Origin of the sequence: Pseudomonas brassicacearum (assembly GCF_918698105.1) — a bacterium.
In the GTDB taxonomy this organism is placed as follows: domain Bacteria; phylum Pseudomonadota; class Gammaproteobacteria; order Pseudomonadales; family Pseudomonadaceae; genus Aquipseudomonas; species Aquipseudomonas brassicacearum_F.
This window is the reverse complement of the sequence record NZ_CAKKMI010000004.1, coordinates 20,564-40,105: the sequence shown is the minus strand read 5'-3', so window position 1 is coordinate 40,105 and position 19,542 is coordinate 20,564. Positions and strand designations below refer to the sequence as shown.

Annotated in this window: 23 protein-coding genes; 15 read left to right on the top strand and 8 right to left on the bottom strand. The window is 55.6% G+C overall.

Annotation, left to right across the window (positions count from 1 at the left end; genetic code table 11):
• Positions 1 to 39: 39 nt before the first annotated feature.
• Entirely contained in the window at positions 40 to 690 is a 651-nt protein-coding gene (locus LQ215_RS02760; protein WP_230147327.1) for a hypothetical protein, read from the top strand.
• Between the two features lie 48 nt (positions 691 to 738).
• On the opposite strand, the gene LQ215_RS02755 is transcribed toward LQ215_RS02760, so the two are convergent.
• Positions 739 to 1,146, bottom strand: a complete 408-nt coding sequence (locus LQ215_RS02755) for a DUF6896 domain-containing protein (RefSeq protein ID WP_230147326.1) — start codon at positions 1,144 to 1,146, stop codon at positions 739 to 741.
• A gap of 279 nt (positions 1,147 to 1,425) precedes the next feature.
• Between LQ215_RS02755 and LQ215_RS02750 the strand changes: the two genes are divergently transcribed.
• Complete coding sequence (locus tag LQ215_RS02750) at positions 1,426 to 2,280, top strand: hypothetical protein (RefSeq protein WP_230147325.1); 855 nt, start codon at positions 1,426 to 1,428, stop codon at positions 2,278 to 2,280.
• 200 nt (positions 2,281 to 2,480) lie between these two features.
• On the opposite strand, the gene LQ215_RS02745 is transcribed toward LQ215_RS02750, so the two are convergent.
• Entirely contained in the window at positions 2,481 to 3,077 is a 597-nt protein-coding gene (locus LQ215_RS02745; protein WP_230147324.1) for a hypothetical protein, read from the bottom strand.
• A gap of 232 nt (positions 3,078 to 3,309) precedes the next feature.
• Between LQ215_RS02745 and LQ215_RS02740 the strand changes: the two genes are divergently transcribed.
• The 9 genes from LQ215_RS02740 (at position 3,310) to LQ215_RS02700 (ending at position 9,556) form a co-directional block, all read left to right on the top strand.
• Complete coding sequence (locus tag LQ215_RS02740; RefSeq protein ID WP_230147323.1) at positions 3,310 to 3,810, top strand: structural protein; 501 nt, start codon at positions 3,310 to 3,312, stop codon at positions 3,808 to 3,810.
• Positions 3,807 to 4,013, top strand: coding sequence for a hypothetical protein (locus LQ215_RS02735; RefSeq protein WP_230147322.1), 207 nt, complete (start codon positions 3,807 to 3,809; stop codon positions 4,011 to 4,013). Before LQ215_RS02740 ends, LQ215_RS02735 begins: the two co-directional genes overlap by 4 nt.
• Before the next feature lie 26 nt (positions 4,014 to 4,039).
• Positions 4,040 to 4,345, top strand: a complete 306-nt coding sequence (locus LQ215_RS02730) for a DUF2730 domain-containing protein (protein WP_186642568.1) — start codon at positions 4,040 to 4,042, stop codon at positions 4,343 to 4,345.
• Positions 4,342 to 4,635 carry a VpaChn25_0724 family phage protein gene (locus LQ215_RS02725; RefSeq protein WP_230147321.1) on the top strand — a complete coding sequence of 98 codons (294 nt, stop codon included), beginning with the start codon at positions 4,342 to 4,344 and terminating at the stop codon, positions 4,633 to 4,635. Before LQ215_RS02730 ends, LQ215_RS02725 begins: the two co-directional genes overlap by 4 nt.
• Positions 4,636 to 4,637: 2 nt before the next feature.
• The gene (locus tag LQ215_RS02720) at positions 4,638 to 5,189 is read left to right on the top strand and encodes a phage protein Gp27 family protein (protein WP_230147320.1); all 552 of its coding nucleotides are present in this window, start codon (positions 4,638 to 4,640) and stop codon (positions 5,187 to 5,189) included.
• Entirely contained in the window at positions 5,186 to 6,790 is a 1,605-nt protein-coding gene (locus LQ215_RS02715; RefSeq protein WP_230147319.1) for a hypothetical protein, read from the top strand. The genes LQ215_RS02720 and LQ215_RS02715 overlap by 4 nt, the downstream gene beginning before the upstream one ends.
• On the top strand, positions 6,787 to 8,169 hold the full coding sequence (locus tag LQ215_RS02710; RefSeq protein WP_230147318.1) for a DUF935 domain-containing protein: 1,383 nt from the start codon (positions 6,787 to 6,789) through the stop codon (positions 8,167 to 8,169). Before LQ215_RS02715 ends, LQ215_RS02710 begins: the two co-directional genes overlap by 4 nt.
• Before the next feature lies 1 nt (position 8,170).
• Positions 8,171 to 8,971: a phage head morphogenesis protein gene (locus LQ215_RS02705; RefSeq protein ID WP_230147317.1), complete on the top strand. Its 801-nt coding sequence runs from the start codon at positions 8,171 to 8,173 to the stop codon at positions 8,969 to 8,971.
• A 108-nt stretch (positions 8,972 to 9,079) separates the two neighbouring features.
• The gene (locus LQ215_RS02700) at positions 9,080 to 9,556 is read left to right on the top strand and encodes a phage virion morphogenesis protein (RefSeq protein WP_230147316.1); all 477 of its coding nucleotides are present in this window, start codon (positions 9,080 to 9,082) and stop codon (positions 9,554 to 9,556) included.
• Between the two features lie 87 nt (positions 9,557 to 9,643).
• Here LQ215_RS02700 and LQ215_RS02695 read toward each other — a convergent pair whose 3' ends face one another.
• The 3 genes from LQ215_RS02695 to LQ215_RS02685 form a co-directional block, all read right to left on the bottom strand.
• Positions 9,644 to 10,687 carry a DUF4238 domain-containing protein gene (locus tag LQ215_RS02695; RefSeq protein ID WP_230147315.1) on the bottom strand — a complete coding sequence of 348 codons (1,044 nt, stop codon included), beginning with the start codon at positions 10,685 to 10,687 and terminating at the stop codon, positions 9,644 to 9,646.
• A gap of 142 nt (positions 10,688 to 10,829) precedes the next feature.
• On the bottom strand, positions 10,830 to 11,867 hold the full coding sequence (locus LQ215_RS02690; protein ID WP_230147314.1) for a hypothetical protein: 1,038 nt from the start codon (positions 11,865 to 11,867) through the stop codon (positions 10,830 to 10,832).
• 179 nt (positions 11,868 to 12,046) lie between these two features.
• Complete coding sequence (locus LQ215_RS02685; RefSeq protein WP_230147313.1) at positions 12,047 to 12,931, bottom strand: pentapeptide repeat-containing protein; 885 nt, start codon at positions 12,929 to 12,931, stop codon at positions 12,047 to 12,049.
• Positions 12,932 to 13,297: 366 nt separating this feature from the next.
• Here LQ215_RS02685 and LQ215_RS02680 point away from each other — a divergent pair, with 366 nt between their 5' ends.
• Complete coding sequence (locus LQ215_RS02680) at positions 13,298 to 15,271, top strand: restriction endonuclease (RefSeq protein WP_230147312.1); 1,974 nt, start codon at positions 13,298 to 13,300, stop codon at positions 15,269 to 15,271.
• A gap of 130 nt (positions 15,272 to 15,401) precedes the next feature.
• Here LQ215_RS02680 and LQ215_RS02675 read toward each other — a convergent pair whose 3' ends face one another.
• From LQ215_RS02675 to LQ215_RS02665, 3 genes are read right to left on the bottom strand one after another with little or no spacing between them, the layout of a single operon-like run.
• Positions 15,402 to 16,235 (bottom strand): hypothetical protein, encoded by an 834-nt coding sequence (locus LQ215_RS02675; protein WP_230147311.1) that lies wholly within the window; start codon positions 16,233 to 16,235, stop codon positions 15,402 to 15,404.
• Complete coding sequence (locus LQ215_RS02670; protein WP_230147310.1) at positions 16,223 to 16,504, bottom strand: hypothetical protein; 282 nt, start codon at positions 16,502 to 16,504, stop codon at positions 16,223 to 16,225. Before LQ215_RS02670 ends, LQ215_RS02675 begins: the two co-directional genes overlap by 13 nt.
• 14 nt (positions 16,505 to 16,518) lie before the next feature.
• Positions 16,519 to 16,896 (bottom strand): hypothetical protein, encoded by a 378-nt coding sequence (locus tag LQ215_RS02665; RefSeq protein ID WP_230147309.1) that lies wholly within the window; start codon positions 16,894 to 16,896, stop codon positions 16,519 to 16,521.
• Positions 16,897 to 17,344: 448 nt separating this feature from the next.
• Between LQ215_RS02665 and LQ215_RS02660 the strand changes: the two genes are divergently transcribed.
• From LQ215_RS02660 to LQ215_RS02650, 3 genes are read left to right on the top strand one after another with little or no spacing between them, the layout of a single operon-like run.
• Complete coding sequence (locus tag LQ215_RS02660) at positions 17,345 to 18,172, top strand: phage protease (RefSeq protein WP_230147308.1); 828 nt, start codon at positions 17,345 to 17,347, stop codon at positions 18,170 to 18,172.
• Positions 18,173 to 18,180: 8 nt separating this feature from the next.
• Positions 18,181 to 18,549 (top strand): head decoration protein, encoded by a 369-nt coding sequence (locus tag LQ215_RS02655; protein WP_230147307.1) that lies wholly within the window; start codon positions 18,181 to 18,183, stop codon positions 18,547 to 18,549.
• A 12-nt stretch (positions 18,550 to 18,561) separates the two neighbouring features.
• A complete protein-coding gene (locus LQ215_RS02650; protein ID WP_230147306.1) occupies positions 18,562 to 19,542 on the top strand; it encodes a major capsid protein in 981 nt (326 codons plus the stop codon).

Below are 19,542 nucleotides of genomic sequence, written 5' to 3'. Positions count from 1 at the left end.
GGTCAGGGACGACCACAAACACTCTAAAAGGAAGTTTCAATGCCCGAAAAACAAAACATCCCCTGGAAAGACCGACCCACCGCCGAAAAAACCGCACTGATCATTGGCTGGTGTGCCATCGCAATCCTCATGGTGTACTGGGTTCTACCGAACAAACCCGAACCGACCGTTCCCCCAGACAGCATCAAATCTGAAGTACAACGCCCCACGGCTCGCTACACCCGCGCCAGTGCACAAGCACTGGCCGATGCAACCCAGTACCTGTCAAAACTGGACAGCGCCATGGCTCAGAGCGCTCAAATGCTCGAAGCCAACAACCTGGCTGAGCTGTCAGCTCACAGCCGAGTATTCAAATCATTACTTGAAGACGGCCGCGCACAGTTCGGTCATTCCGTATTCCAGCCATTAGGCCGGTGCAGCTCAGCCGCCATTTTTGCCAACAGCTGGTGGCAGGCTCAAGTCAGTGCTGCTCGACAAGGGGGCAAAGAAACAACTCCCGGCGCGATCCAAAGCAACCTGGACGAGTACAACGCCAACCGAGCCGAATGCCTGAAAAGCGCAACCCCCTCCATCGACAACGCCACAACGCACGACCAAAATGCCGACGGCGGTGAATGCCTTACATCCTTCACCGTTGATTCCAAAACCAAGGAAGAGCTGTTGACCTGTCCTGAGTTAAGCCAGTCCTGATCTCGGTCTGGCATTTGGTTTAAAGGGGACGAAGAATGGACTATTTCGTCATGAGGTGGCGTCCGCTAAGTAGTAGAGGATGTACCCGGAATACATTAGAGAACCGACCGCAACTTCTGCTTCGAAGCACTCTTTGAGTGCATTTTCGCCAGCAAAACCATACTCGGACAGCTTGTCGCCGGCAAAACTAGCAAGTCGCCATACGTCGAAGCCACCGATTTCACCATGGGCCCCAAAGTCAAAATCTACTGTGCCTGTTGGGAGGCTAACCGCGCAGCCATAGCCGTGCTTGAAGTAACGAACTCCGCCTTCAAGCTCTCCGTGCTGAGGAATGTCAGTTCCCACCCAATCGCTATTAGTCGAGGGTCGCGGGATACCAGACCGCTGCATCATGTCCATGGCAGCGCCGACGCTTGCTTGGTAGTCGCGAATCAAAATGGCGAGTTGGTTGTTCATACACTCTCACGTTATGAATAAACAGCACTGAGTCCAGAGAGCGCAGAGAGTAGCAGTCGAAGCAACTGATAGGCAGCCTTTGGCCGGTCGCTGCCCCTTCTGACAGGCAGCAATCGGCCAAAGCGGACGTTCAAGGCCAACCTTTTCGACCCTTTGCAGCCGTTCGCGGTGTCTACGAAACCAGGGGCGATTCAGATCAACCACTCCAGCCCTGGGAATTCTCTGCTCATTCGTGACATTCTAAAACCAGCCACCTTCCAAGACTCAAGAGAACTCTGAATGTCGCTACCGACCAAAACGCCCCTTCGCAACGTTCACATGCGAGCATTAGCGAGCGTCAACGACCAATTGTGCCTCACCCTGTTTATGCACGAAGATGTCGCTGCGCGATGGCAGGAGTTAGCGACGTTGCGCCCGACTGAATTCACGAGCGAAGTGTTCCCTGACAACGAGTTCGCCGAGCGAATACACGTTCCTATGACACGCCTGTTGTCGTTTCGTGATGCTCAACTCAATACATCACTGGGAGTGAGCTTCGCTTTCGCAGTCGAGCAATTGCTTATCTTCATCGAGGCTGCTTTACGGCACTGGGGAGATATAGCTGAAATCCCCATTACACTGGCTGATCCCATTGATGAGACCTTGAGTCAGCATTTGGTGACGCATACTGCGCCAATAGAGCCCTCATTGCTGAGGACGGTTAAATACCTGAGATTAAGGCGAAACCACGTAATCCACGGGGCGACTGAGCTTTCGAGCGAGTACTCTAAGCTCCTGAAGCACGACGCACCAGGTCTTCAGAGATTCTGGGAGGCACGCTCATCCATTCCCGGCCTGATTTTCGGAGACAAATCTCCAACAACCTTTTCTCCGAGTGAGACGATTACGTTGGTCAAGCTCGTCAGGGTGTGCCTTGAAGAGATTGATACTAGCGTTGCTGGTCAGCTGCGGCCAAATTGGATCTTCAGATCAATCAATGCGGGGCTTTTGAAGGATCGTCATGAACTACGCGTGAGAAATCCGGTGGTGGTGGGCCGAAGAATCCGAAAGATCAAACATCATTCGGGTTCGATGTATGGTCTGCACGTTCAAGCTTCAGATATTGCGAGCGCTCTGGGAGAGTCACTCCAATAGATAAGTCAATACGATGCAAAGGTCTGTCATATCGATTCCGCTGACAGACCGCTTTTGGCCGATACCAGCCTGTCACGAGGATAGCCCTCGGCCATAAGCTGACATGATGGTCCATATGTCTGGGACTCTGAAGGCGTGTTGATGGTACCCGCAGATGGGGACGTGATACCCGTGAGGGCGCAGTCCTATCTATTTTGTCTTTAAGTTGCAGGAGTTCCTTCCAGATATGTGTGGAGTTGCGACAAGAACCTGCAGTGGCCCTTGATTTTAGCCAGCTCCGTCATCAGCAGATCAATTCGGAAAACCATCAGCTTCACTTTGCCACCTTCCAGCGCAATACCATCGCGCTTTTTTGCGTCTGGCGCGCTTCTCGAGAGAGCCACCAGATGCTTCCCATCCGAATACCGTTTAACGACCCAGTGCGAGAATGTGTGTCGGAACATCCTGTGCATCTCAAACGTCTCCACTGCGGAGATGATGCCGGCCTTGTCGATATTAAGGGCGGTCTCACGAGCTTCTTTTTTGGTGTGGAGTAGGACGTCGGTATCGTTCAGTGAGTATGCCGAATCACTTGTAGTACCGAGCCGATGCTCTTGAAGCATAGCGATGAGCCCACGACACAATGCGTCTGCCACGCAGTACATCTGGATAAGTTCGCCGATCAGGGCGAGATCCTCCTTACCGACGCCCAACAGGAGTCGTGACAACTCACTAGTACCTTCAGCGCCCTCCAGTAGACGCATAATCACGCGCATCTCTTCATCGACCGGTCCAACCATCGAATTGTCAGCTTCCATTTTTTGACCTCGTGATGCCGGAGCTAGCGATAGACCTAGGCGGGTGTTGTGCAATGGCTACGTACTCGGGTGCTGGTTTGCAGCTTACCTCAACAGAATCTCTTTGTTGTCTATTCGGCTAACCATCTCCTTAAACCCGATTAAAAGCCCCTCCAGCCCACGCCGCCCACCATAGCGGCGTGAGCACATCCAGCGTCCCAACCCCAGGGGCGCCACGACTGGAGGCACCCCCTTGCGACCCCAACACCCCCGCGGCATCCGCAACTACAACCCCGGCAACATCCGCCACGCCCAAGGCATCCGCTGGCAAGGCACAGCCCCCAACCAGAGCGACAACCAATACGTCCAATTCATCAATCCACGCTGGGGCATCCGCGCCATTGCCCGCGTCCTCATCACCTACCAAGACAAACGCCGCGCCGCCGACGGCAGCCCCATCGACACCGTGCGCGAAATCATTGAACGCTGGGCGCCCCCCTCAGAAAACAACACCGACGCCTACGTCATCAGCGTCGCGCGCGCCCTGGGCCTGGACCCCGACGTAGCCAGCGTCGACGTCTACGACTTCGAAATCATGCGCGCCCTGGTCACCGTCATCATCCGCCACGAAAACGGCGCGGGCCCCTTACCAGGCGGCCGCTGGTACGGCGACACCATCATCGCCGACGGCCTAGCACTGGCCGGCATAGAACGCGGCATCGTCCACGGCCAATTCAAGGGTGCGGCAGCATGAGACTGATCAGCGATTGGCGCCAAGGCTACAGACTCTACAGCCTCCAAATCAGCCTGGTCATCGCCCTGGTAGCGTTCACCCAACTGGACCTATTGCCGCTCTGGCAACCCCAGCTGTCACCCAAAGCCTACGCCACCCTCAACAGCGCACTGGCCATCCTCCTGTTCGTCGCACGCCTGATCAAACAAGGCCCAGGGCGCTAAGCCAACCTCAAGACCCGGAGCCTTGAATGAACCTCAACGAACTCAACTTCGGCTTCCAAACCGTCCAGTGGCTGGTCCTGACCGTACTCGCCCTCTACACCTGGATCACCAAACGCCAAACCGCCAGCACCCAAGAACTGCTCGAACTGCGCACCCGCATCGTCGCCCTAGAAGAGCACGTCCGGCACCTGCCAGACCCGTCGGCCATCGCCGACCTTTTGGGCGACATGAAAGCCATCCGCGCCGAACTCTCCGGCGTCAAAGACGCCCTCAGCCCCTTGGCCCGGTCGCTGGACCGCATCAACGACTACCTGCTGCGAGAAAAAACATGACCCCCTACGCCGACTACCTGCGCCACGACATGCGCCTGGTCATCCTGCGGCTGCTGGTTGAAATGCCGGGCTACCGCGCCAACAGCTCCGTCCTCAACACAGCCCTCGACAACTTCGGCCACACCGCCAGCCGCGACCAAATCAAAACCGAACTGCACTGGCTCACCGAACAGGGCGCCGTCACCCTGGCCGACATCGGCCCGGTACTGGTCGCCACCCTCACCGAACGCGGCCAAGACATCGCCGCCGGTCGCGCCCGCGTGCCCGGCATCAAACGTCCGGGAGCCTGACCATGGCCGGCAAATCCTCCATCAACCGCCTGCCGCCCATCGTCAAGGCCTACATACAAAAGCTCTTGCGCGAAGACCGTCTGACCCTCGACGACATGCTCGCCGACATCCAACGGCGCTTCCCCAACGAAAAGCCCCCCAGCCGCAGCGCCCTGGGCCGCTTCAAAGTCGGCTTCGACGAACTCATCGACAAAGCCCGCCAGCAACGCGAAATGGCCGAAGCCTTCGTCGGCGCCTTCGGTGAAGACGCCACCGACAAAACCGGCGCCTTACTTGTCGAAGCCATCTCAACCCTGACCTACCAAGCCGCCATGGGAGCCCACGAAAAAGACGACGTCACCGTCGCCGAAGTCTCCGCGCTGGCCCGCGCCGCCAAAGCCACCATGGAAGCCCGCACCCTCAGCGTCAAAGAACGCCAAACCATCGAAAAAGCCACCCGCGAACGCCTGCTCCAAGAACAAGCCGCCGAACTCGACAACGCCGTCAAAGCCCAAGGCATGACCGAAAACCAAGCCCTGTTCTGGCGCCAGAAGTTCCTCGGCGTCAAACCATGAAGCCGTCCTCCAGCACACTGCGCGTCATTGAATGGGACGAGCTGCCGCCCAGCGTTCGCCAGATCCCCGAGGGCTACGACCCGCTGGCCGAAGGCATTCTCATGGCCCACCAATCGCAATGGCTGGCCATCGACGCCCACATCAAGCTCTGTGAAAAGGGCCGCCGCACCGGCATCACCTTCGCCGAAGCGCTGGACTGCGTCATCACCGCCGCCTCGCAAAAAATAGCCGGCGGCATGGACTGCTTCTACATCGGCGACACCAAAGAAAAGGGCTTGGAATTCATCGGCTACTGCGCCAAATTCAGCCGCGTCATCGCCGAAGCCCAAGCCTCCGGCGTCAGCCAGATCGAAGAATTCCTCTTCCAGGACCAAGACGACGCCGGCAACACCCGCCACATCAACGCCTACCGCATCCGCTACGCCTCAGGCTTCAAAATCGTCGCGCTCTCCAGCAACCCGGCCGGCGTTCGCGGCCTGCAAGGCAAAGTCATCATCGACGAGGCCGCCTTTCACCGCGACGTCTCGGCCGTGCTCGACGCCGCTACCGCGCTGCTCATCTGGGGCGGTCGCATCGTCATCATCAGCACCCACAACGGCAAAGCCAACGCCTTCAACCAAATGGTCAGCGACATCCGCGACCAGCGCTACGGCAGCAGCGCCCAGGTCTTTCGCGCCACCTTCGACGACGCCGTCGCCAACGGCCTGTTTGAACGCGTGTGCTTCATGGCCGGCAAGCTCGTCACGGCCCAAGACAAAGAAGCCTGGTACAAACAAATCCGCAACGCCTACGGCCCGCGCAAAGCACAGATGCGCGAAGAACTCGACGCCATCCCCCGTGACGGCAACGGCGTCTGCATCCCCGGCATCTGGATCGAAGAAGCCATGCGCACCGGTCGCACCGTCCTACGCCTGGCCTTGGATGACGACTTCACCCAACAGCCGGTCTACCGGCGCGAGGCCTACGTCGACGACTGGATCGAGCGCTACCTGGCGCCATTACTGCAACCGCTCAACCCCGAGCACCGCCACTTCCTCGGCATGGACTACGCCCGGCACCGCGACTTCTCCATCATCTGCCCGATGTCCGTTGACCAAGCACGACATCGCGACGTCCCGTTCGTGGTCGAAATGCACAAAGTGCCCACCCGGCAACAACAGCAAATCCTCTTCTACATCCTGCGCCGACTGCCGCGTTTCGTCGGTGCGGCCCTGGACGCCACCGGCAGCGGCGAAACACTCGCCGAAGACACCGCCGACGCGTTCGGTCACAACCGCATCCAACAAGTCAAAATCACCCGCGCCTGGTACGGCGCCTGGATGCCCAAATTCGTGCAACTGTTCGAAGACGCGACCCTAACGCTGCCCAAAGATGACTCGCTGCACCAAGACATCCGCGCCATCGAAACCGTCGACGGCATCCCCATGATCGTCAAAGCCCGCAAACAAGACCTCAAAGACCCCGACCTCTACCGCCACGGCGACTTTGCCGGCGCCGGCGTGCTGGCCAACTTCGCCACGCTGGAGGTCGCCAGTGGCCCGGTCACCGTCAAATCACGCCGCCCACGCCAGGGCCAACGCCTCACCCAGGGGTACGCATGAACACAACCGGTGTGTGGGTCAGCCCCACCGAATTCATAAGCTTTGCAGAGACCAAACGCGGGCCCTCGCTCAAACAGCACATAGCCACCCGTGGCCGCGCACAGGCCAGCGACTTCAGCAGCCACTTGCCCAACCCCGACCCCATCCTCAAAGCCCAGGGTAAAGACATCGCCGTCTACCGTGACCTGCGCAGCTCAGCCCTGGTTGGCGGCAACATCCGCCGCCGCAAGGCCGCGGTTCTGTCACTGGAACGAGGCCTGCAACGCGAACAAACCGCCCGTAACGTTGAACGTTTCATCACCGACTGGCTCGCCGACCTCGACCTGGACCGCATCATCCGCGAAATGCTTGACGCCCCCTTGTTCGGCTACCAACCCATCGAACTGCTATGGCAGCCCGTGGGCAGCTACTGGGTACCGCAAGACCTGCTCGGCAAACCGGCTGAATGGTTCTTCTACGACAAAGACAACGCGCTGCGCTTCCGCGCCAAAGACACCGGTCCAGATGGCGAGCTCTGCGACCCCCAACGCTTTATCGTGGCCCGCCAAGACGCGACCTACGCCAACCCCTACGGTTTCCCAGACCTGAGCATGTGCTTCTGGCCGGCCACCTTCATGAAAGGCGGCCTCAAGTTCTGGGTACAGTTCACCGAAAAGTACGGCAGCCCCTGGGTCATCGGCCAACACCCACGCGGTGCCACCGACGGCGAAACCGAACTGCTGCTCGACAGCCTTGAAGCCATGGTCCAAGACGCCGTCGCCGCCATCCCCGACGACGCCAGCGTGCAAATCATCGAAGCCGCCGGCAAAGCCGGCAGCGCCGACGTCTACCGCCAACTGCTCGAATACTGCCGCAGCGAAATCAACGTCGCCATGCTCGGGCAAAACCAGACCACCGAAAAAGACACCAACCACGCCAGCGCCACCGCCGGTGCCGAAGTCACCCAAGACATCCGCGACGGCGACGCCGCCATCGTCGCCACCGCGCTCAACGCCTGCATCCGCCACGTCGTAGACCTCAACTTCGGCCCACACGTCGTCGCACCGCGCTATGCGCTGTGGCAACAAGAAGAAATCGACAAATCCCTGGCCCAGCGCGACAAGGCCCTGACCGAGTCCGGGGTAAGGTTCACCAACGCCTATTGGCAGCGCACCTACAACCTGCAGGACGGCGACCTACAACAAGCACCGATCCAAGGGGGCAAACCCGCATTCGCCGAGACCACACAACACCGGGCGCCGGATCAAGCAACCCTCGACCAAGCCCTCGATAGCCTGCCAGCCGAGTCTTTAAACCAACTGACTGAAAACCTCGCCAACCTCATGTTTATGGCCGACACCTGGGGCCGCCTAAGCGCAACCGCAAACCGGGAAGACTGACATGGGCAGCCCCGCAAAGCAGCTCGACCCTGCGGACCTGAAGATCATCTTCGGCCTCGAACCCGCCAACGCCATCGCCTACCTGAAAGCCAAGGGCTACACCATCACCTGGCATTGGCAAGACATCCTCGACCAGGCCCACAACCACGCGTTCACCGTCGCCAAAGCCATGCGCCTGGACCTACTCACCGACATCCGCGCCGCCCTGGAAACCGCCCTCCAACAGGGCCAAACCCTTCAGCAATTCACCGCCAACCTCAAACCCGTCCTACAAGCCCAAGGCTGGTGGGGCAAACAAGTAATCGTCGACAGCCAAGGCACCGCCGAAACCGTCCAATTGGGTAGCCCGCGACGCCTGAAAACCATCTACCAAACCAACCTGCAAAGCGCCTACATGGCTGGCCGCAAAGCCGCCATGGAACAGACCACCGAGACCCACCCGTACTGGATGTACATCGCCATCCTCGACGGCAAAACCCGCAGCAGCCACCGCGCCATGCACGGCCAGGTCTTCCGCCACGATGACCCCATCTGGTCAACCATCTTCCCGCCAAACGGCTTCAACTGCCGCTGCCGCGTCATTGCCCTGAGCGAAGCCGCCGTCAAACGCCGCGGGCTCACCGTAGTCTCCAGCCAGGGAAAGACCTTCACCGAAACCGTCGAGACCGGCACCGACAAACGCACCGGGGAAATCAGAACAGCAACCGTGGGAGGCATCCGAATCACCAACGCCCAAGGCCACAGCGTCACATTCCGCACCGACCCAGGCTTCAACCACGCCCCGGGCACCGGCCTGAATTAATGTGCCCCCCGTGGCGAGGGAGCTTGCTCCCGCTGGGCTGCACAGCAGCCCCAACCCAGCCCCACCAATACTTCCTGACCCACCGCAAACCAAAATGGAAGGCATCCCATGTTCATCATCGAGCTAGACCACCAACACCTACAACAAATCCTAAGCAAAGTGGAACAGTCCATCAGCGACCTAACGCCACTCATGCACAGCCTGGCCGCCGAACTCGCCAGCCAAACCGAAGAAAACTTCGAACATGAAGGCCGCCCCCAATGGCCCGAGCTTTCCGGCGTCACCACAGGACGCCGAGCCGAAACCGGCCTTTGGCCTGGAAAAATGCTGCAAGTCAGCGCTGCCGGTTTGGCTGCCTCGATCACCACCCAAGCGACAGATAGATCGGCGCTGGTGGGTAGTAACAAGCCTTATGCGGCGATGATGCAGTTCGGTGGGGACCAAGCGGATTTTCCGCAGCTATGGGGCGATATCCCAGGCCGACCTTACTTGCCCTTGGATGCTGAAGGTGGCCTGCAGCCTGAGGCGGAAAAGGCTATTCTCGAGATGGCGTTAGTTCATTTGAAAGATACAGCACATCTCTAGGAGATAGATAACCATCATACAAATTTTACCAGCTACACCGATCGCCATCTAACCAATCCAGAGAAGGCTTAAGTGCAGTAGGATGTTTTAATATTCACACAGTATTTTTTCTAGAGAGTCAGCGAATATTTGGTGTATATCTTGTGGTCGTAACCAGTGTGAATTTTCTCCAATTTCAGACTGATAGCTTTTAGCCTGATCATCATTTCTGCTTGAGATAAAATAGGCAAATGAACAGCGCGCGACCTCTAAGGCTAGACTTGGATACTGCACGGTTTTCGACTCGGACGTTGAGCCAATTAAATACTGATTCGGAGACAGCGGCAGGATTGCCGAAATTAATTTATCCTCTTTGTCAAGGAAGGGCTTGAACTTTCTTTCGCCATTAACATGAAATAATGTCATTGAATCTCCGAGGGGTAGGTCATTGGCCGGATAATTCTGGAGGGAATATTTTAGGTTCGTGTACCGGCTCGCTCTTTTTTCAGGAGAAATGGATTGGTTGAGTAACCGAATATGGCCATCTTTTATAGCCTTCGCAATCAAATCCGGCATCGTGTTTCGTCGTTCATATATTGCCTTGGATACGCCGCGAGCCATATTTTCCTTAAGGCCTTTCAATCCTTCCGGGTTTGACTTTGATATTTGCCTATAGAGGTCTTTTGATATTCCTGCTTCAAGTAGCGCCTTCTGAAAAATCGGAGAGTCGGGGGAAAGAATTTTTGTAAGAGTATCCTGTAAGAAGTCCAAGCTTGAAAACGTATTAAGCAATGTGCCCATCAACTCTGAAAATAATACGTTTGCGCTAGATCTGAAGTGCTGACTCCGAACCTCAAGGTGAGCTAACATGGCAGAAATGTTTATTGAGTCATCTTCACCAACCGAGTTTGCGCGAAGCTTGTCAATTAACGGTGAAAAATTATGCTCTTCCTCTTTTGAGATTACGTCATCTAGCTCGGTCTCTGACGAAATTGAGTAGAATAACGACTCAATGCCGACGTTCTTTATATTTGGTTGAAAAGCTTTGGCGCCTTTCGGGAAGCACCAGCAATAAACGTCTGTGCTAGTGCTCCTACTTGAAAAGCCTTTCTGTAGAAATTTTGGAATGAAATGGTGCCGTGAGCCTGACATTTTTTACCTCTGACATCAGAGATGTTCAGTCTATGTTAATGTTCTACTGCGAGCCAGCTCGCAACTTTTTGTATTCCTTAGACATTTTTTGTTATCGCTAAAGCTTGGCCTTCAATGGATTGATTGTCTTTTAGTTAGCTAGTCAGTCGTCGCGCATGAATTTCTCATAAGTATGAGCGTGATAGGAACACAATCCATCGTTGCCCTGATCCTCTTGCCCTAGGCTCTCTTCACACATCTCACATTCCGTATATTCAAGCTCCGCAGCGCACCACAGGCAGGACTGTTCAGGAATTAGAAACGTACTTCTGCCGCATTGATTGCAGCGTTCAACACTGGGTTCACCCCCGTCGCGCGGATCGTAACTATAGGCTTTCTCCAGCGCGTCGATCATGAGAGGGGCTATCAATACCGTATATCCACAGGCGATACAGGTAGTCTTGAAGCGATTTTCGTTCTGTTCGACCGTATCGCCTTCGTCCAAATTTTCTGGCGCAGGCGCTAACAAAGTTGAAGCGCACTCTGGACACCTACATTCCTTTCGCCATGGTTCCATCCCTTCTGGCACGCAGGCCTCAGCCCAAGCCTCTTCACACTGATTAGTCATGTCCACAAAAAACTGGTGGTGCAACAGCATGAGTTGCCAAGCATCGCCGAGGATTGCTGCTGGCGACTCTCCTAGTTCCTTCTGAATGAAATCTTGGAGCACTGGAAATAGTTCCGCAACGAAATCAGCGACTTCACCCAACGTGTGAGCAGGGTGTAGGTGTTCCAGATGATTGCGGCACGCCTGTAGTTTTTCGATGACAGCCCAGTCGACGTCAATCTCAAAAGCTTCGAAGCGCTTTTGGATCGTTCCGACGTCAATAGTGGTGGCCTTGAATTTGCCTACCGGTACCCAGTCGATACCACCATCACCATCCGAATGGGGCAAAACCTCCGGTGGATTGAAGATCAGAGCCGCAGCATCGGCGGGGTCTTCGACACACGTAGCGATCTTATACTTGAACAGGAGCAGTACTCCTGCGAAGAGATTCCGGATTGCCGAGAGTGCCCGCGTGGGGTCTCCATCGGGATGCCTGCATCGCTCGAAGTCCTCAACCCCTAACCGAATGGAGGTGAGTGCATTTTCACGAAGCTTGGCGGCGTCAAGCTTCGGAATCGGATAGTAGGCAGCCATATGGTGATTTTCCTAGGTCTGATAGGCCCGTCAAACGATAACGTCAGAATTGTACGATGCAGACATATTTGCCGATGTACTTCCAAAAAATTTGATTTTCGGCAATTCTGTTGCTAGATTCGCGTTTCGGTGGCTGGATGTGGGTCAGCCTTGATAAAAGGTGATAGGGTTCAATTCCCTTACGGCCGGAATCTTTTAGCCTGATACTTCATATCAGGTCGCAATGTAATTAGCTGAAAAAGTAACTCATCATTAATTGCAATATGATCAAGTGTAGCTGCCTTGCTGAGCTCGCTCACATCAATATCAATGGCTGATTTGAAGCTGCTGTTAGATAAATTCGCCCCTTCAAATTTCACCCCTTTTAAGCTTACCCCATCAAACACAGTGCCAGGCATGTCACAGTGCGTGAATTCTGTTTTTTCTATCCGAACGTCCTTAAACATAACCTGTCTAAGCTTAGCACCTTCAAATTTGCATCTATAGAGACTCCCACCTGCAAAAGTTACGTTTTTCATTTTGCATTGCACAAAGTTACTAGATCGTGCATCGACAGCTTCAAATCTTGATTTTTCAAGTTTCCCACCATTGATTTTTAAACCTATCAAATTCCAGCCGGACACGTTTATATCTGATAAACTTCGTCCGGAAAGATGTAGGTAGCGGGCGTCCAGATTAACTTCATTAGCCGACACAAGTGTCTTTAGAGCGCCAATTTTTTTCAGATGAGACTCAGGGAAGTCTAAAGTTGCGTAATTTTTTAGATCTTCCCTACACTGAGCGAGTTCTTTATTTTTGCCGCGCCGCCCATCCAGCCAAAGCAGAAGAATACCGACTACGGCGAGCTCTACCACCATACCATGCATTTCAACCAGCACATTCTCCCAAAAGCCTCTGCTATATAGACCTAGCGTAGTGTCTGGGAGTATATTTGTGCTGACCCACTCCCAATTAGCAGTTATTAAAAAAGCAGCAAAAGCGGCTAGAAAAAATATTAATATAGCCGTTTTTATTGGGTTGTCCAGTACGCTCGACGAGCGTTTCGCTTCTCTTTCAGCTGACACAGCAAGTCCTCAAATGCGTTTTTATTAAGCATAAATCCTTATATCAACCGGATCAATACGTTATTTTTTTGTTAAATATGGATCTATGCATTTCACAGTCTAATTCGTCATGCCGGCAGCCGAGATTCCTCCTCTCCCCTGAAATCCTTTTATCGAGCTAGTACTCTGGTTTCCTAGAATGGTGGAACAATAGTCGATAGGTCATATCTCCACGAAGGATGGTTACAGGTCGATTGCAGCCGTCACCTAAAGACGGCAGCCCCACGCCAGAGCCCATAAAGCTCCGACGGTAACTGCAGAGGGTTGGCTTGATCCCTCTCCAGCGTGCGTGGTTCCCTTGACCTTTACCCAAACGATCCAGGTCCCATGAGCAATCACGAAGAATTCCCACAGCAGTGGGGCGAGCATCTCCACGCTGAAGCCCCGATTACCGCACAAGAATACGTACCGCCTAAGACATCTAGCGCACTGCGGCTTGAGGACATGTACCCCGAGCCATTCGAGCAACTGTGCTGGTGGCTGCTTCAGAAAGATCACACGCTCACCGGATGTCAGCGCCTTGGCAACAAAGGAAAGGTTTCCCAGCACGGTATCGATTTGTTCGCATTCGACCGTCTGAGCAAGGACCGCTTATTAGTATTCGAATGCAAGTGTTGGAAGGATTTCACTGGCCGCGACCTCACCATTGCGGTGGACCGATTCCTAGCCGGTAAGTGGGCAGAGTCCGCAGGACGCTTCACGCTGATCGTGGCACAAAATACCATCCGATCTCTTGACGGACATTGGGTTGAAGCCCAGCGCAAATTATCAGCGCGTGGGATCGAAGCAGATTTATGGACCGCCGAGCACCTAACGGAAAAGCTCAAGAGCGCCCCGGACGTGCTCACTCGTTTTTTCTCCGGGCCCCATGTCGATCAGTTCTGCAATCAGTGGATGCAACGAGTGGGTTTTCAAGAGAGGTTGTTGAAAGCGATCAAAGATCCGAGAACAGAAGTTTCAGCGTTGGCACATGAGTTTCTGAGCAGCGGAGCGTTTGACAGGGAAGACCTCACCGTTCGTAGGGTGCACGGTCGATATTGGGCTTTGAGGAAACCACGGATCGATGTCACGGCAATGCTCCCCACACCTGAGGACTATCCGGGCTCGGCGGTCATTTCGATCACCATGCCTGACACTGAAGGTGTAATGGTGACGCTGGACCAACCCTGGCTGCTGAACAATCTATTGGGTAACGAGGGTGAACCGCTCCTGGCGGCATGCCGCCCTTTTTTCCAAGGCGTAACCACTCAACCACCCAATAACCACATCGTCGACTTGAAAAATTGCCGGTTCCTCCTTCCTGAAGCAGCAGTGCAAGAGGTGGTCGAGGTCGCGGATGAGTTCTCAGAACAGTACATACACAACCTGAAGCAAATCGAGACGCAATGGGAGGCGCAAAATTTTCCAGTCGTGAAATGGGCGGGGACGCGAGTCGCGTTATGCAGAGTCGATGCTTGGGTATGGGAGCTGATGCTTGAGTTCGCCAATGCCCACGACACCGATAATGGCAACTCCGAATGGCACATGTTCCACAATGCATCGAATAGACTCATGCCGGTTTCAAGCACGGGCTACCATGGCGTTATCTTTGGAGCCGACATTGACGGCCTTTGCCACACGGATCAGATTGCGATCCTGTGGGAACCGCCCACTTATCATGCTTACAGTGAACCCCGATGGTCGTGTATGGAGACCTATCGGTGGCTGACTAACGATTTGCTCCCTGCAATAGGACGTTGGCGGGCGGGTCAAATGCGCCGATATTGGCGGAACTGGCTGCATCCGTTTGCAACGCGGGCAAAAATAACCCGTGCCACCGAATTTTGGAGTAGCACCGAAGCTTACAGCGACGTGCGGAAAATGCCGTTGCTGGAGGAAAATCGATACATCAAACTAGGGATAGTGGAAACATTGCAGACGCTTCAGCAATTTTACAATAGTGATCGAAGCAAGCGCGCTTGGGTTACGACAGACCAGCGTGCAGGCTTACATCAAGCCCTGCTGGTGTTACTCAAAGGCGGTAAGGGATTTACCGGTTACATCGGCTCAAACCTAGGTATCCGCTCGGCAGAGACCCATGAGGACCTGATTGAAGCCATCAGTGACAGGTTGAAACAAGCCCATTTTGTTCCGCTCAGTGGCAACACCGACTACGTGATGAGGGCCATGTTGGAAGCAACCGGTCGCGACGCAGATTGGATCGGCACAAATGATCGCGAACAAATCTTCCAGGCACTGCTCCCATACATACAGATTTATGATCGCCAGTTGCTTATCGAACGGCATAGCCGCTATCTGTGATCCTGCAAAGTCTGGCGGCGCGAGATTCGGTGTAGCTGCCATTGATGAAACATAGGCTGTTGACCGATCACTGCCATTAACACTAACGGCGATCGGATACTCCCAATCCTAGGCTTCAGAGGTTCACCTGCTACCTCGTTTTGAACCAGAACAGACTGATGCAAACCGCTAGGATTGCCGCGGCGGTCACCAGTCCTCTACTCTGGTTATACAGCCTTTTTATGGCCCAGCGAAACGGCCTCGCTTCCGCATTTTTCTGTTTCTCGCGCAAACACACATAGGCGTGGTTGAGTGCTGCCAACTTCGCCTGTGCTGACTCTACTGCGTCCAAGCGCTCCGCCAAGTGGTCGAACATCGTGTGTTCGAAGATATTCTTCTTCCATGTCTCAACCACGTTTAGCGCCCGAACCTGAATTGGGCGTGACAGGCCTTCGCGCTTTCCCGAATCAAGGTAATCAAATCTCAAGCCAAACTGCTCGTAGAACCGGTTACGTCGCGCCTTATTATCGGCGCGTGCCTGTCCCATCCGCAGTTCAATCGGGTTAACGGCGGCGTCAGGCCACTGCTGCACCCATTCAACGACGACGTTCATCAAATAAGTGCCAATCCGTTGCCCATGCAATTCTGGCAGTCCGAGGTATACCGAACCAGCGGCCATTGAAGAAGACGTAAGGGAGACCGCATTGAAAAAGCGCGAATAGCTGCCGTCAAATTGGCCATGTCCGCTCTCGTAAGAAGGGTGCTTGCCCGTGATTCTTCGATACGACAAGCGGATTGAGGCACTGCAGATTTCATCGTTAGAATCACGTTCGTACTTTTCTTCGCGCTCGACTACGATCCAGCAAAGTGGCGACTCTTCAACGCGATCTTTATCTCTGATCTCCAGCACCAAAATGCGAGGCTTCATGCCTTTTCGCTCAGGCCAAGCTCTATCAAAAGAAGGCAGAGCCATCAGTTCGTCCATTTCTGGTTGTCGGAGAGAGGGAAAAAAAGCTCATCTACTGTTGTAGTGATGCGCCCCACAATAGGCGTCAGCTCTTGCGCGAGCGATCTAATCGCGTCAGCGGTATCGCCCATCCCTAGCTGGCCGGCCATGAACTCTACGCCGTCGTTAAACAGTTGGTCAGATTTCTCATCAGGGAACTCTTCGCCGTCCTTCTGAGCACGCTCTGCATGGCTCATCAAAAGTACTCGAGCGTATTGAAGGGCTTGCTCATAATCGCGGTTGTTCATTTCGATCGAGGCAATTAAGCCCTTGCGCGCAAATAGAATTGAACGACATCCTTTGCCAGCTCTCGTGGCAAAAGGTTTAATGCTGGCGGCCCCGAGTCGAAAATAGGGAACGGATTTTTCCCAATTGGCAATAAATACAAGAAAGGCGCGCCCTCAGCGCACGTCGACAACTCATCGCCGCATTCTTCCTTGAACAGCTCCCATGCACTGGCGATCTCGGTACGCAACAGCATTAACGTCGTAATCATCCTCTCTCTGTCCGCCGCTTCCTCTTTCTTCAGCGCAAATTTATGAGCATTAGTCGCCGCCTTCAACGTAAAGAAACCGCCAATACATGCCCCTACAAGGCCTGAGACCAAACTGATGTAAACGTCAGGGCTTCCCAAATTCATACGTTTCTTGCTCCAATTCTCATGCATAGGGTGCCGGTTGTAGAAGCTCAACCTCGCTGCGTTCGCCAGTTGTCCTCACGTCGAGTCGCGCTGAAACAGTCAGCAAATCGTAAATGCTTTATAAAACCTCACGGTGGCATTGCACATCGATAGATCCCCTCGTGATGTCAAGCCTACCTCAATCGGGCAATAATTCGGTCATCTCACTAAACTTCGTGAGAGCGGAATCGCGCCGGTAGACCATAGCGCTTAACTAGAAACCAGGCGGTTTAGCGTTGTTAGTCGACCCGAGATGAGTGGCCTCGACAGAGTCACTTTTTTCCACTAGGCAAGGTTGGCCCAACCCAAGCGATCACTCGCTGCTACATCGACTCTCTAAACCCGATTAAAAGCCTGACCACATACCCCATTCCAAGCTGTGCGCACCATTTCCAACAAAGTGCACAACATGAACCCACTCCACATCTTCAAAACCGGCACCCACACCGCCCAATGCGGCACCACCTACAACTTCACCGAAGCCGACCTAGCCGCCACCGTCGCCGCCTACAACCCATCGCTCCACGAAGCCCCCCTAGTCATCGGCCACCCCCAACACGACGCCCCAGCCGCCGGCTGGGTCAAATCCCTGTCCGCCACCACCCACGGGCTCATCGCCGAACCCCAACAAATCGACGCCTCCTTCGCCGAGCAAATCGCCAAGGGCAGCTACAAAAAAATCTCCGCGTCCTTCTACCACCCCACCGCAGCCAACAACCCCGTGCCCGGCGTCTACTACCTGCGCCATGTCGGCTTCCTCGGCGCACAACCGCCAGCCGTCAAAGGCCTGCGTCCCATCGAACTGGCCGAAGGTGAACCCGGCGTCATCGAATTCAGCGAAGGCGGCCTACAGCCCACGTCCAGCGCCAGTGCATTAGAAGCAGAAAACAAACGCCTCAAAGCCGAACTCGCCCAACGCGACAACGCCACCCAAAAAAACCTCCACACCGCCAGCGTCGCCTACGCCGAACAACTGGTCGCCGCCGGCATGAAGCCGCTGCACGCCCCAGTCGTCATAGCCGCCCTCGACGCCGTGCAGTCCGGGACAACCCCCTTGGAATTCGGCGAAGGCGACCAACGCCAGCCCCTAAGCGCTGGCCTCAAGACCCTATTCAAAGACCTGACCAACCCCGTCAGCTTCACCGAAGTCGCCACCAAGGCCCGCACCGGTCAAGCCGATATCGCACTACCCACCAACCTCTTACTCGCCGATGCCGCAGCCCGCGCCCAACGCTAGGAACCCCCATGGCCACCTTCAACCAACCCAAAGACCTGGGCGACTTACTGCTGCTCCAAGTCAGCCCTGGCTGGACCAAAAGCAACGTCACCTTACTCGCCGGCACCGACTACCCACTTGGTCAAGTGCTCGCCAAAGTCGCCGGCAAATACCAAGCCCTCGATCCCGCCGGCAGCGGCACCGGCAAAAAAGCCGCCGCCGTGCTGGCCGAGCGCGTAGACGCCACGGCTGGCGACCAACCCGGCGTGGTCATCGCCCGCGGCGCAGTCCTCGCCATAGCCCACCTGGTCTGGCCCGCCGACATCACCCCAGCCCAGCAAACCGCCGCCCTCGACGAACTCAATGCCCTGGGCATCGTCGCCCGCGCAACCCTCTAACCGGAGCCAGCCATGAACCTGCCAGACCTGTTCAGCGTCGCCAACCTCACCGCCGCCGTGAACAAACTCCCGGCCATCCCCGGCAAAGTCGGCGCCATGGGCCTGTTCGACGAAAAAGGCGTCACCAGCACCAGCGTCATCATCGACGAACGCGAAGGCCGCCTGGTGCTCGTGCCCAACACCTCTCGCAACGACGACCCGGCGCCGCTCGAAGGCCGCAAACGCAAACGCCGCACCTTCGAAACCCTGCACCTGCCGGTCAGCAGTTCCATCCTGCCCAGCCAGCTACAAGGCATCGCCGCCTTCGGCCAAGAAAGCGCCACCGCGCCCGTCGTCACCGTCGTCAACGACCACCTGCAAGAACTCAAAAACAGCATCGAAGCCACCCGCGAATTCCAACGCGTCGGCGCACTGCGCGGCCAACTGCTGGACGCCGACGGCTCGCTGCTGACCAACCTCTTTGATGAATTCAACGTCAAACAAAAGAAGGTCACCGTCGCCCTCAGCAACCCCGACACCAACGTGCGCAAAGCCTGCCTCGACGCCAAGCGCTACGCCGAATCCAAACTCGGCGGCGTCATGGTCACCCGCTTTCGCGCTTTTTGTGGGCCAGACTGGTTCGACGCCTTCACCGACCACGCCAAGGTCAAAGAAGCCTTCGCCCACTACCAGGCGGCCCAAGATCGTCTCGGCGGTGACATGCGCTCGGGCTTCACCTTCGGCGGCATCGAATACATCGAATACGACGTCACCGTCAGCGGCCAACGCTTCATTCCGGCCGACATCGCCCAGGTCTTTCCCGTGGCCCGCGGTGTGTTCCGGCTGTTCAACGCCCCGGCCAACTACAACGAGACCGTCAACACCCTGGGCCAGGCCTTCTACAGCAAAGCCGAGCCACGCAAGATGGGCAAAGGCTGGGACCTGGAAGCCCAGGCCAACCCCTTGGCCATGTGCTTGTTTCCCGAAGCCCTCGTCGAACTGAAGGCGGGCTGA